Source organism: Nostoc sp., from assembly GCF_036919815.1.
In the GTDB taxonomy this organism is placed as follows: domain Bacteria; phylum Cyanobacteriota; class Cyanobacteriia; order Cyanobacteriales; family Nostocaceae; genus Nostoc.
This window is the reverse complement of the sequence record NZ_JBALCE010000039.1, coordinates 1-12,025: the sequence shown is the minus strand read 5'-3', so window position 1 is coordinate 12,025 and position 12,025 is coordinate 1. Positions and strand designations below refer to the sequence as shown.

Below are 12,025 nucleotides of genomic sequence, written 5' to 3'. Positions count from 1 at the left end.
GTCAGGATGCTTTAAGGCTGACAAGATAATATTTTTAACCTCTAATTCCTTTTGATTTGCGTTCTCTCTTATCGCTTTTAGTCTAAACTCCAGTTAGATACCTTCAACTCCAGCTTGTGAAATGACCATCCTTGAGGTAATTCAATCTTTCCAGGTAAAGGTTCGTTACGAGAATTGATAGGATATTGATCTTCAATTAAATCTTCCAAAACTTTTGCGACACACTCAACAAAATCCGACCTGTAGGCTTTTGCGAGTTTTTTGAAAGAACGGTTGAAATTATCGGATTTTTCAATCGAGAAGGGAGTTGAGCCAGTCATGCACTTCTCCTTGACGAATACGAGTTGATGGTTCCGAAGTACAAGCGCCCTTTAAAATTTCCCGCATTACGAATTGATAAGCAGGATGGTCACGTTCTATTTGGTCTAGTTTCTGATGTCCCAATGCTTTCAAATCTTCAAGAAGAATTGGCTTAGTTGAGCTAGCTTCAGGTAGCAAACCTTTACGCGCCTTTTTCCAAGGAAACTCCAAGTGGGTCATACCACTAAGTTGATAAGCATGGTAGCCACCAAAATATTCCCATACTTCTTCTAGAAGCTGTCTTTTATCCTCAGCCATCTCTAACAGTAATTCTTGACTAGGAATAGGTAATTGTTTAGCTTCAAATTCACTGTAAAACCTGTAAGCCGGAGGACAAACAGGGCCATAGCGCCAATGCTTGTATTTCTGCTTCAAACAATGGCTGATCATAGATCGCCAAATGTAAGCTTTGCGCGTAGTACAGAAGCTTTTGAACCTTCATATTGGTCATTTCTGCTTCTATACAGTCTTCGTAAGCTCTGATAATGAAGTAGCGAGCCACATTTAGACAATCAATCATAATCAGACTCGCAAATTAAGACTGGTTAACTATCTTAGCTATTTTTAATGATCCCTTACACATATTTTAGTTTAAATCTATTGAGTTAGTACATTCTTACTATTTAAAGTCAGTCTACTAATCCATTACATCAACATTAGGGTTAATTCTCTCCCCGTTTTCCCTACTTGTCTTCACCCTTCATTTTTAGTTTGGTCGAGTACTTAAATAGGACTTACGCAAAATATCTCTCAAACTCTGATTTCTCCGTGTCACGCCAGTTGCTACAAGTCGGGGAACCCGCCCAACGCACTGGCTTCTCTGCGCCTCTGCGGTAGCCTGCGGCAAGCCGAAGCGTCTACATTAATTCCGTAACTCATGCGTAAGTTCTATTAAATACAGAACACCACAAAAAGGCTATGGAATTTAATCATTCGTAGGTTGCGTAGAACGTAGACACCCGAAGGGTAGTGAAACCCAACATCAAGTCTAAATATTTCCGAACCTCTTTTATGGGCACATATACTCAGGCGATCGCAATGCCGCCTTGATAAACCTCACCGCAATTGTGACGATTACGCTATAATTATTAAAGGTTCTTTACAGAGTTTGCTAATCATACTTAATTCTGTTAAAACAGCCTAGCATTAAAATGTAAATCTCAAAACCCCCTCTAGAGTTCACCAAAAGCTTCTATGACGCTCCCAATTCGCAACGTCGCCATTATCGCCCACGTTGACCACGGAAAAACCACCCTGGTTGACGCACTCCTCAAACAATCCGGCATTTTCCGCGAAGGCGAAGACGTTCCGGATTGCGTTATGGACTCCAACGCCCTAGAACGGGAACGGGGTATTACTATCCTGTCCAAAAATACCGCAGTTCGCTACAAAGAAACGCTAATCAATATTGTTGATACTCCTGGACACGCTGACTTTGGTGGCGAAGTTGAACGCGTACTCGGCATGGTTGACGGATGTCTTCTGATTGTCGATGCCAACGAAGGCCCAATGCCCCAAACCCGCTTTGTACTCAAAAAAGCTTTGGAAAAAGGGCTGCGCCCCATCGTTGTAATCAACAAAATTGATCGTGGACAAACTGACCCCCACGTTGCTGTTGATAAAGTTTTGGATCTGTTCTTGGAATTAGGGGCAGATGAAGACCAGTGTGATTTTACCTATCTGTTTGCCTCCGGTATGGCAGGTTTCGCCAAAGAAAGCTTGGAAGCAGAATCGGTAGATATGCAACCCCTGTTTAACGCGATTCTGCAACACGTTCCACCACCAGTGGGCGACAGCAATAAGCCTCTGCAATTGCAAGTGACAACCCTAGATTATTCAGAATATCTAGGCCGGATTGTCATTGGCAGAATTCACAACGGTACTATCCGCTCAGGACAGCAAGCAGCTTTAGTAACAGAAAATGGTACTATTGTAAAGGGTAAAATTACCAAATTGATGGGCTTTGATGGACTGAAGCGGATAGAGATGGAAGAAGCAACCGCAGGTTATATTGTCGCGGTGGCTGGTTTTGCTGATGCTTATATTGGGGAAACGATTACTGACCCCAATGATCCGCAAGCTTTACCACTAATTAAAGTGGATGAACCAACCTTGCAAATGGCCTTCTGCGTGAATGATTCGCCCTTTGCAGGTCAAGAAGGTAAGTTGGTGACTTCCCGTCAAATACGCGATCGCCTATTCCGCGAACTTGAAACCAACGTTGCTTTACGTGTTGAAGAAACCGATTCTCCTGATAAATTCCTCGTTTCCGGTCGTGGAGAACTCCACTTGGGTATCTTAATTGAAACCATGCGCCGGGAAGGTTTCGAGTTTCAGGTATCTCAGCCACAGGTAATTTACCGCGAAATCAACGGTCAACCTTGCGAACCCTTTGAACTTTTGGTGTTAGACATTCCTGCTGATGGTGTGGGTAGCTGTATTGAACGCTTGGGACAACGCAAAGGCGAAATGCAAGATATGCAACCCGGTAGTGGCGATCGCACCCAACTAGAGTTTGTGATTCCCGCCCGTGGTTTGATTGGTTTCCGGGGTGAATTCATGCGGATGACTCGTGGCGAAGGCATCATGAATCACAGTTTCTTAGACTACCGTCAACTCAGTGGCGACATTGAAGCCCGTAACAAAGGCGTTTTAATCTCCTTTGAAGAAGGCGTTTCTACCTTCTACGCCATGAGAAATGCTGAAGATAGAGGAGCATTCTTTATTGTTCCTGGCACAAAGGTTTACAGAGGGATGATTGTGGGAGAACACACTCGTTCCCAAGATTTGGAACTAAATATCTGTAAGACCAAGCAGTTAACTAACCACCGGGCTGCTGGTAGTGAAGAACTAGTGCAACTACAAGCACCGATAGACATGAGCCTAGAGCGTGCTTTGGAATACATTGGGTCTGATGAATTAGTGGAAGTTACACCCCAATCGATTCGTCTGCGGAAGATGTCGAAGAAGTTGGCGAAACGGTAAGTTTAATTAGTTGATTGATTTAGAAAGCCCACATCAGTGGGCTTTTTATTTTGTTATTTAGATTGCATTACATCCGTGATGCATTGAATTCTGCTGAATTCTGCTTGACTACGTAATAACATGTCTCACAGACTACTGTTATAACTGAGGAAGCTACGCAAATGGCACAATAGTACTATCAAATTTTACCCTATGCATCTCAAGACAGTCTTCATCCGCTTCTATAAATCCTTCAATGACGACTTTTTGAGAAAACAAGAGAATAGAAAACCTAAACATTGGGAAATGATAGGTGATACTTATTACCCATATATTCAAGTTTCCATTGATCCCAAAATTACAACAATTGTTGGTGCAAATGAATCTGGAAAATCTCACTTGTTAAGTGCTATTGAAAAGGCTATATCCGGCAAAGATATTGAGCGGAGTGATTTCTGCGGCTATTCTCCTTTTTTCACAGTTAAACAGAATGAATTAAAGTATCCTGATTTTGGTTCTGAATGGGCTGATCTCAAGAAGCCTGAACAGGACAGCTTAAGAAAAATTATCCCAGAAATTCATCGGAATACTATTATTGAGAATTTTTTCATATTTCGTAATAATGTTGATAGTTTAACGATTTATTTACCTGAAAAAGGAGAGTATACACCATACCCAATTAATGAAAAACAGGTTATTGAGTTATACAAATTACTTCCTAGAACATTTAGAATTGAGTCTAGTATTGCGCTTCCTTCAAGCGTTCCCATTAAAAAATTAGTTCAGTTGAGTCAAGAGAATTATTTAGGTGGTAGAAAATTTGAACTTCTGGATCGAGAACAAAGAAACAAAATAGTAGATGCACTTGATGTTTTTAGTGATAATCAAGAATTGATTACTAAAGTTCGCGTTCTTTGGGGTGAAAATAGGGAAGAAATTGACTCTGAAGCAGTTACGGCAATCAAGTCAATTATGTCAGCACTTGATGAAGTGAATTTTCGTGGACAAAACAAGGAAAGAAGAGAAAACGGATTTAATTTAGCTTATAAATTAATCTGCAAAATTGGCCAAGTTGATGCTAATGCTTTACTTGATTTAGCTAAGGCAATTCAAGATGGAATGCAAGGTTATGCAAATGGAATTATTGAGAGGATTAATCGGCAATTAGCCATTAATTTAAACTTTCCTAACTATTGGGTTCAAGATCGGAAATTCGGTCTAAAGGTTATGGCAAGAGACTATGACTTAGTTTTTACCATAACAGATAGGACAGGAACTGAATATTCATTTGATGAAAGAAGCCAAGGATTACAATACTTTCTCAGCTACTATATTGAGTACCGATCTCATGAACCTCATCCAAATAAAACTGAGATACTGTTGATGGACGAACCAGATGCTTACCTGTCTAGTCAAGCCCAACAAGATTTACTAAGAATATTTGACTTGTTCGCAAGTCCCGAACCAGGCTCACATTTAACTCATCCAATTCAGGTAGTCTACGTAACTCACTCTCCTTTTTTAATTGATAAGAACCATTCTGAGCGTATTCGGGTCTTGCAGAAGGGAAATGAGGATGAAGGAACACGCGTAGTCAAAGATTTTGCCATAAACCGTTATGAACCTCTAAGGTCTTCGATTGGGCCTCATATAGGCGAAACAGTTTTCATTGGTAATTGTAATTTAATGGTCGAAGGTATTGGCGATCAAATCATCATTGCAGGATCTGCAATATATCTTCGAGCCAATGGTGTATCTAATTTAGAAACTTTAGATTTAAACCAAATCACGATTGTTGATTCGGGAGGAGCCTCACAAATTCCCTACATGGTCTATCTAGCTTGTGGAAGGCACGCTGATGAAATCGCAGCCATCGTTTTATTGGACAGTGATAAGAGTGGGAATGATGCTAAGAAGGATTTATTAGGTAAAGGAGGTCAACATAGAAGACCTTTACTTAAAGAGAAGTTTATTCTTCAACTTGCTGATCTTCAAGAAGAATTCTATTTTGAAAGTGACAATATAACAGCACAAATTGAAATAGAAGATATTATTCCTTTGCCAATTAGCATCCAAGCAACAAAGCTTTATTTACAAGAGTTTATTCTACTTGAAGAAACTGAACTTTTATTCTTGACTGAAGATTTAATATCAAGCAATATGCTTGGTAAAACTATTCTTGATGTTATAGAACAAACTCTAAAAAGCGTTTTTGCTCAAGACTTGAAAATTAGTAAGGCTGGCTTTGCTCGAAACGTTATTCGAGTAGTTAATGAGTGGTCAGGAAAACGAAATTTACTGAATGAACGTGAAATCCATGCACTACGAATTTTTGAGCAGAACTTCAAAATTTTGTTTAAGAAGTTGAACATCATGCAGCGTATTGCCCAACAGATATTGACTAAAGAAAGATTATCTCAAAAAATAGACCGTCTGAAGAAGGACTTTATTGCACGTCATCCTATTTCTGCAAGACGTGAGGATGGCGTTATTCTGTTTGATGAGATTGAGGGAATTTTAGAGAGCAATATACAGAATGAGTCAATTAAGGAAATTGAAGCAACTAAGAACCAAATTCAAAATTTACGTCGTGATTACAAACTTGATATTGACATGAATAAAATGATTGACGATTATACTGGATTCCAGGTGGGCTTAGAAAGGATAAAGTATGCAGGGCTGTTAGCGAGTCAAGAAAAAACTCCCGATGAGGCAGAAGCAGAGAATTCAGCTATTTCCGAAGAAGTTCTTGAAGAAGTACAGACGGATAAATTTATTGTAGATGGGCAAGCACAGTTAGTTAATGAGCAAGAAATACCTACCGTCTCTGACCAAAAAACTACTGAAGTTTCTGGTAATCCTCCAACTTCCAACAAAAGAAGGAAGTCCAACCCCCGCTAGTAATCTGCGATCGCATTGTGCCAAGTTATTTGAGAGAATCTAATTATCACTTTTTAGGAAACTAAAGTAACTATTCCTCAAATGTCGGAGTTTCTCTTGAAAACGCGAGGGATAATTTTGCTTCAGTACCTCAACTAACTCATCCTCTTCTACTGTGCGGCGATCAATCTCATCTCGGTGATCAAAGTAATAAGCCATTGCTGCGTAAACAGATGCTTGTGACAGGTCATACTTGCCGGCAATCTCTACCAAGGAATATCCTAGCTTTAAATGCATCACTGCCACATCTTCTACAGCAATGCGAGTACCGACAATGCGGGGCTTTCCACTCCGCACATCAGAAGAGATTTCAATATGCTCCTGACTGACTAACTGCATCAATGAATCTTCCACCTCCGTTTTATTATTTCATAATACACAGCAGTCCTGGCTCTTACAAAATTAGATCAACACCCTACCGCGTGGTCTATTTACCTGAAAATAGCTGTAAGATTGTTAATCCAAGTCGCCCAGCGCCACGATACGATACTCCGTTCCAAGCAATGATTCCAGTTCTACCCGTAAGCGTGTATCTGTAGCACGAGATGCATCAGCACATTGCTGTGAGATATCCAATAAACGATCGCAGTTTCGCACCCTGTCAACGTTTCTAGAACTTATGCTCAAATTCAACAATGCCGGATAAGTTGATTCAGTCCAGGTGAACCAAGTTTCACAGTAGGATAAATATAGACAGGATGTAGTTTTACTTCTATCTACCATTTGGATGGAAATGACTGAGCAACGTAATGCTGACTCACCGTTAAGTGATTCTCAACAATTGAGTGAACCGACTGATACTATAACAAAGTCGGTCGATAATTCCTGGACAAATCGCATTGCTGGTGTCTGGAACAAAGCAACAACACGTCTAACGCAACTCTTACCCGTAGAACAACTGGGACAGACAGTTGTTGAATGGTTTAGTGTGAGCGAGGATCAGGTTGCAGAGATTTTAGCGAAAATTCGAGCGGAACTCCCAACTACAGAAGCGCTGCTAATTGGTAAACCCCAAGCCGGAAAAAGTTCTATTGTGCGGGGATTGACCGGAGTTTCTGCCGAAATTGTCGGTCAGGGATTTCGTCCCCACACGCAACACACCCAGCGCTATGCCTATCCTTCTAATGACCTGCCGTTACTAATTTTTACTGATACGGTGGGACTTGGTGATGTTAAACAAGATACTCAGGCAATTATTCAGGAGTTAGTTCGGGATTTACAACAGGAAACTCATTCCGCTAGAATCCTGCTTCTGACGGTTAAAATCAATGATTTTGCAACTGAGACGCTACGACAAATTGCTCAACAGTTGCGCCAGCAGTATCCAAACATTCCCTGTCTGTTGGTAGTTACCTGCTTGCATGAGGTTTATCCTCGTGATACCGTCGATCATCCCGCCTATCCGCCAGATTATCAGGAAGTCAACCGCGCATTTGCTGCAATGCAACAAGCTTTCCTCGGAATAAGCGTTGGCGAAGCCTCTCCGAAGGAGATTCGCTCTGTACTAATTGACTTTACCTTAGAAGAAGATGGCTACACGCCGGTATTTTATGGCTTAGAAGCGCTGCGAGATTCTTTGGCAGAACTACTCCCACAAGCAGAAGCCCAGGCGATTTATCAGCTATTAGATCAAGAAGAAGCTGGAAAGCAAATTGGCAACCTTTACCGAGATGCTGCACGCCGTTATATTTTGCCATTTGCGATTATGTCTGCCACCCTCGCGGCTGTACCTCTGCCATTTGCCACAATGCCTGTACTCACTGCCTTGCAAGTATCAATGGTGGGTCTGTTGGGTAAATTATATGGGCAGACAATTACTCCATCCCAGGCGGGAGGCGTTGTGAGTGCGATCGCAGGTGGTTTTTTAGCACAGGCGATCGCCCGGGAGTTAATTAAATTTATACCAGGTTTTGGTAGTGCGATCGCTGCCTCTTGGGCAGCCGCCTATACCTGGGCATTAGGCGAAGCAGCCTGCGTTTACTTTGGTGATTTAATGGGAGGTAAGAAACCCGATCAAGAGAAAATTCAATTCGTGATGCAAGATGCGTTTCAAGTGGCGCAACAACGGTTTAAGGGAATCAAACGTTAAGACTCAATAATCCGTTTTTCAAAGCAAACAATCACTGCATTTCTTACATAAGTACCTTCTTCCAATCACCTGTATGATCGAGCCATTCATGGGGTGTTGAAGGGTTGACTGCTGAAATTCTCAAGCATACAGATTTAGTCTCTCACCTCTTCGGTTCTCCCTGGATTGCTAGCAAATTCCAAGTCCGGGATTTAACAATAGTGTCTGATAGCTGGTTTGGACAATACCAAGAAAGAGACGGTGTAGCAATTGATCGAGACACCGAAACAGCCGCAGATGGTAAACTTTACGATTTCCAAGTAGTTCCGGCTGCGACACAGTTTGATTTTAAAGCTGTCGTAGAAAATGCAGAACCTTGGGAATTGGGTTTATTGATGATTGGTTTGCACCAGTTTGAGACAGAACAAATACCACTTGGAGGGGGGCGATCGCGTGGCTTGGGTGTCGTTAAACTAGAAATTGACAAAATGCGCTGGTTTGATGTCAACAACGACCCAGAAAAGTTACTGACATACTTACAAGAATTAGTCAGCAGTAATACAATTGATGACATATCGAGTTATAAAGACGGTAAGCAGTCTAAGCAGACTTGGACTAATGCTCTTATCACTCATTTAAGAGAGAATGTAACTAATAATTCCACAGTTGAAGCAACATAAAAATCCTGAGGAGGTTAATATGGCTTTCAGTAGTTACAAAACCATCGGTGAAGTCCTCAAAGCATTTCAGGTTATCTATACAGAAGCTAATTTCATAGGCGAAGCTGAGTTTAATGTCTCTGACTACTTCCGTGAAGATTTAGAAACTATGATGCGGGACGGTGTTGTTGATAACTCAGAGTTTTCTATTTGTGAAAATATGATTTATCCAGTCCTTAAAGAAGTTTGGAAGTGCTACCGCAGTCAGTTCATTTTATGGGGTCATCATTCATTAAATTATGATGAAAAGTTATGAGGCTTTACTGAGTACATTTTGGCTAAAAAATCCCCTTTAGGAAAAGTGGTATTTGATCAGCCATACTTCATATTAGTAGAAGCAAAACAGGATAACTTTGAAACTGGTTGGGCGCAATGTTTAGCAGAAATGATTGCTGCTTAAAGGCTTAATTGTGAATTAAAAATAATTATTTTTGGTATTGTTTCTAATGGAGCTTCATGGCAATTTGGCAAGCTAGAAGCAGAAGTTTTTACTAAAAATATTCTACCTTACACAATTTATGAATTAGATAAACTCTTTGCTGTTGTCAATTTCGTATTTCAACAATGTGAATTGCAGCTTAATAATCTCGTAGCTGTTTAATATTTTGGCTTTATCTCTACTCCATTTATTTATGCACAAACGATTTGTTAATCACTGCACGATTTATTTAACCTTAATTGCCGACGGGCCAATTCTAATTAAATCTGGTAAAGAAGGAGCCGATCAAATTAAGCCTGATATGGAATTTGTAGAAACCTATCATGCTGGTGGACGTTCTATATATTTACCAGGAAGCAGTTTAAAAGGAGCAATCCGCGCCCATGCAGAACGTATTGTTAGAACCGTGGGTAAAGACAGACGCGATCCAAATAATTCGGATATACTTTGGGCTAACGATCCGTTGAGTGATAAGTACGATTATCTCCAGAAAAAATCAGCACCAGATATTTACAAACTCTCTAGTTTTACAGACCAAATGTTTGGTAATACTTCTATTGCTAGCCGAGTCAGAATTGAAGATGCATATCCTGATAAATCTCAGCCTCTCAGAATTGAAGAACGTAATGGCGTAGCAATTGATAGAGTCTTTGGTACTACTCTTCCTGGGGCTTTGTTCAATTATCAAGTTTGTACTGCGGGTGAATTCCATACTAAAATTCATCTGAAAAACTTCACTTTGGCACAATTAGGTTTAATTGGTTTAGTATTGCGAGATTTGGATGATGGCTGGTTTGGTTTAGGTTTTGCCAAATCTCGCGGTTTGGGTACTGTACAGGTGAAATTAAATCAAGCCGTAGTCCAATATCCAGGTTGTGAATTGAGAGATAAACAAATTCACACCTTTGGTATTCAAAAGCAATGGCCTCATACTTTTCTCTTAGGTGCTGGAGAATTTTTAGAACCAGAAGAAGCACAATTATATAGTTTCGCCAAACCAGATAGCCAAGATACACCTGTTGCTGCACAAGAAATGGATTTGGGTTTTGGTGTGCAACTCACTTGGCGAGAAGGTACAGTTCATGATTTATTTGAGCGAGGCGTTAGGTCTTGGAGTAGTCTACTTGTGGGGTCAAAATGAAGCCTTTTATTGGTTATAAAAAAGAGCATTTATCAGTATCTAAATTGCTAGAGTTAATCGTAAAATTGGCAACTGAACCTAGTTACTATTTTCTTTTGGACTCATAAAGTTAGTGGAATTCAAGAACAGCCGCCTACAGAAGTTAACTTCCCCATGACTGAGGGGCAGATGTTAATCAAGAATGTGAATTGAGGTGGAAGCAAAAAAGTAAAGAGTGTTATGAAGTGTTGTTACTGACAATTGCTGACAACCATGATGATTTTATTCCGCTCAAAGAAACAATTAAAAAAGCAGGTAAAGAAATAAAAGCTTGGAAAATTGAGCCTAGTAATCCTAAAGTTTTCCCATCTTATGGATATCCCGCTTATGGATATCGTCCCGATGAAACACGATTTCCTAAAAAGCTGATTTTCCCAAATGGTTTAGACATTAGGCTGCAACAAGAAAAGAACAATAAGCCCAAACTAGCTCAACGTTATTTTATAGATAATCAAACCTCGGCTGTGCAATTTGTTGCTCTAACCGTAGAAGAGGCGGCCCAAAAATGACTGGTAATCGTCCACAAAGGCCTCAGCCACCAAGTAGACCTAACCGTTCTAGTGGTGGGAGTTCATCGCCGGAACTTGCACCGAAACCTTATGAGTTTGTATCTTTTCCTAAAGAACGCCCTAATTTACAGCGTCCTGTTGGACATCATAGATATTTTAGCGATCGCCTGCATGGCACTCTATATCTTACCCTAAAAGTGCAGACATCCCTCCACGTCTCCACCGGAGTAGTTGTCATGGGTAGCGATATTGGCAGCGATCGCATTCCCTTAATCAAAACAATGGTGCAGGGTGTTGACCAAAAGCTATCTATTCAAGGTAGTTCCCTCAAAGGGTGCATTAGGTCTGTATATGAAGCAATTACTAACAGCACTTTGGCAGTAATTACCTCTAAGTATAAAAGGGATAATAAATATCCCAGTCAGCGTTTACCTTGTAATGATAAGGAAAAACTTTGCCCAGCTAGTAGAGTATTCGGTGCGTTAAATTGGCAAGGTTTGCTTCATTTCAACGATGCCAAATGTGAAAGTATGGGCTTTTCTACAGGATTTATGCCTTCGTTATATCGTCCCCGTCCAGATGAAAGTAGTGCATACTTTATTCAAGGTAGGGTTGCAGGACGTAAATTTTACTACAACACTATTATAGCAATTGATAAAGGGCAAAATTCTGGTATTCCTGTACAGCAAGCAGGAAGAGAATACATCTTCAAAACTAAATTAAACTTCAAGAATTTGTTACCAGAAGAGTTAGGGACTTTGAAATTCTGGCTCCCCGAATCCCAAATCTGGGATTCGGGGTTGGGGGATGAGGGCAAATCCTTTTGATCACCGAAGAACTACAGGT

General features: G+C 40.5%; 11 protein-coding genes and 2 pseudogenes. 8 read left to right on the top strand and 5 right to left on the bottom strand.

What is annotated here, in order from left to right:
* Positions 1 to 77: 77 nt before the first annotated feature.
* The 3 genes from V7K15_RS10635 to V7K15_RS29955 are packed head-to-tail and all read right to left on the bottom strand — an operon-like array spanning position 78 to position 811.
* A complete protein-coding gene (locus V7K15_RS10635) occupies positions 78 to 320 on the bottom strand; it encodes a hypothetical protein (RefSeq protein ID WP_334905466.1) in 243 nt (80 codons plus the stop codon).
* Entirely contained in the window at positions 292 to 735 is a 444-nt protein-coding gene (locus tag V7K15_RS10630; RefSeq protein WP_334905465.1) for a Panacea domain-containing protein, read from the bottom strand. The genes V7K15_RS10635 and V7K15_RS10630 overlap by 29 nt, the downstream gene beginning before the upstream one ends.
* Positions 668 to 811, bottom strand: a complete 144-nt coding sequence (locus V7K15_RS29955) for a type II toxin-antitoxin system antitoxin SocA domain-containing protein (RefSeq protein ID WP_442949662.1) — start codon at positions 809 to 811, stop codon at positions 668 to 670. Before V7K15_RS29955 ends, V7K15_RS10630 begins: the two co-directional genes overlap by 68 nt.
* Positions 812 to 1,554: 743 nt before the next feature.
* Here V7K15_RS29955 and typA point away from each other — a divergent pair.
* Together typA and V7K15_RS10620 are read left to right on the top strand one after the other, a co-directional pair.
* Positions 1,555 to 3,345 carry a translational GTPase TypA gene (typA, locus tag V7K15_RS10625; RefSeq protein ID WP_334905464.1) on the top strand — a complete coding sequence of 597 codons (1,791 nt, stop codon included), beginning with the start codon at positions 1,555 to 1,557 and terminating at the stop codon, positions 3,343 to 3,345.
* Between the two features lie 246 nt (positions 3,346 to 3,591).
* Positions 3,592 to 6,225 carry an AAA family ATPase gene (locus tag V7K15_RS10620; protein WP_334905463.1) on the top strand — a complete coding sequence of 878 codons (2,634 nt, stop codon included), beginning with the start codon at positions 3,592 to 3,594 and terminating at the stop codon, positions 6,223 to 6,225.
* Between the two features lie 39 nt (positions 6,226 to 6,264).
* On the opposite strand, the gene V7K15_RS10615 is transcribed toward V7K15_RS10620, so the two are convergent.
* Both V7K15_RS10615 and V7K15_RS10610 read right to left on the bottom strand, forming a co-directional pair.
* Entirely contained in the window at positions 6,265 to 6,618 is a 354-nt protein-coding gene (locus tag V7K15_RS10615; RefSeq protein WP_334905462.1) for a DUF433 domain-containing protein, read from the bottom strand.
* 102 nt (positions 6,619 to 6,720) lie between these two features.
* Positions 6,721 to 6,987 carry a hypothetical protein gene (locus tag V7K15_RS10610; protein ID WP_334905461.1) on the bottom strand — a complete coding sequence of 89 codons (267 nt, stop codon included), beginning with the start codon at positions 6,985 to 6,987 and terminating at the stop codon, positions 6,721 to 6,723.
* 10 nt (positions 6,988 to 6,997) lie between these two features.
* Here V7K15_RS10610 and V7K15_RS10605 point away from each other — a divergent pair, with 10 nt between their 5' ends.
* The 6 genes and pseudogenes from V7K15_RS10605 to V7K15_RS10580 all read left to right on the top strand — a co-directional run bounded on the left by V7K15_RS10605 (position 6,998) and on the right by V7K15_RS10580 (position 12,006).
* Entirely contained in the window at positions 6,998 to 8,353 is a 1,356-nt protein-coding gene (locus tag V7K15_RS10605) for a GTPase family protein (protein WP_334905460.1), read from the top strand.
* Positions 8,354 to 8,451: 98 nt separating this feature from the next.
* Positions 8,452 to 9,012: pseudogene (gene csx7, locus V7K15_RS10600) on the top strand (type III CRISPR-associated RAMP protein Csx7); the annotation flags it as partial.
* A 19-nt stretch (positions 9,013 to 9,031) separates the two neighbouring features.
* Positions 9,032 to 9,652, top strand: a pseudogene (locus V7K15_RS10595) (hypothetical protein).
* A 31-nt stretch (positions 9,653 to 9,683) separates the two neighbouring features.
* Positions 9,684 to 10,631: an RAMP superfamily CRISPR-associated protein gene (locus V7K15_RS10590; protein WP_334905459.1), complete on the top strand. Its 948-nt coding sequence runs from the start codon at positions 9,684 to 9,686 to the stop codon at positions 10,629 to 10,631.
* Between the two features lie 224 nt (positions 10,632 to 10,855).
* Positions 10,856 to 11,179, top strand: a complete 324-nt coding sequence (locus tag V7K15_RS10585; protein ID WP_334905458.1) for a hypothetical protein — start codon at positions 10,856 to 10,858, stop codon at positions 11,177 to 11,179.
* Positions 11,176 to 12,006 (top strand): RAMP superfamily CRISPR-associated protein, encoded by an 831-nt coding sequence (locus V7K15_RS10580; RefSeq protein ID WP_334905456.1) that lies wholly within the window; start codon positions 11,176 to 11,178, stop codon positions 12,004 to 12,006. The genes V7K15_RS10585 and V7K15_RS10580 overlap by 4 nt, the downstream gene beginning before the upstream one ends.
* Positions 12,007 to 12,025 lie beyond the last annotated feature (19 nt).

Excerpts from the sequence above, each read along its gene's own strand:
- V7K15_RS10635 (WP_334905466.1), bottom strand. The coding sequence starts at position 320 with ATGACTGGCTCAACTCCCTTCTCGATTGAAAAATCCGATAATTTCAAC.
- V7K15_RS10605 (WP_334905460.1), top strand. The coding sequence starts at position 6,998 with ATGACTGAGCAACGTAATGCTGACTCACCGTTAAGTGATTCTCAACAA.
- typA (WP_334905464.1), top strand. The coding sequence starts at position 1,555 with ATGACGCTCCCAATTCGCAACGTCGCCATTATCGCCCACGTTGACCAC.
- V7K15_RS29955 (WP_442949662.1), bottom strand. The coding sequence starts at position 811 with ATGACCAATATGAAGGTTCAAAAGCTTCTGTACTACGCGCAAAGCTTA.
- V7K15_RS10610 (WP_334905461.1), bottom strand. The coding sequence starts at position 6,987 with ATGGTAGATAGAAGTAAAACTACATCCTGTCTATATTTATCCTACTGT.
- V7K15_RS10590 (WP_334905459.1), top strand. The coding sequence starts at position 9,684 with ATGCACAAACGATTTGTTAATCACTGCACGATTTATTTAACCTTAATT.
- V7K15_RS10580 (WP_334905456.1), top strand. The coding sequence starts at position 11,176 with ATGACTGGTAATCGTCCACAAAGGCCTCAGCCACCAAGTAGACCTAAC.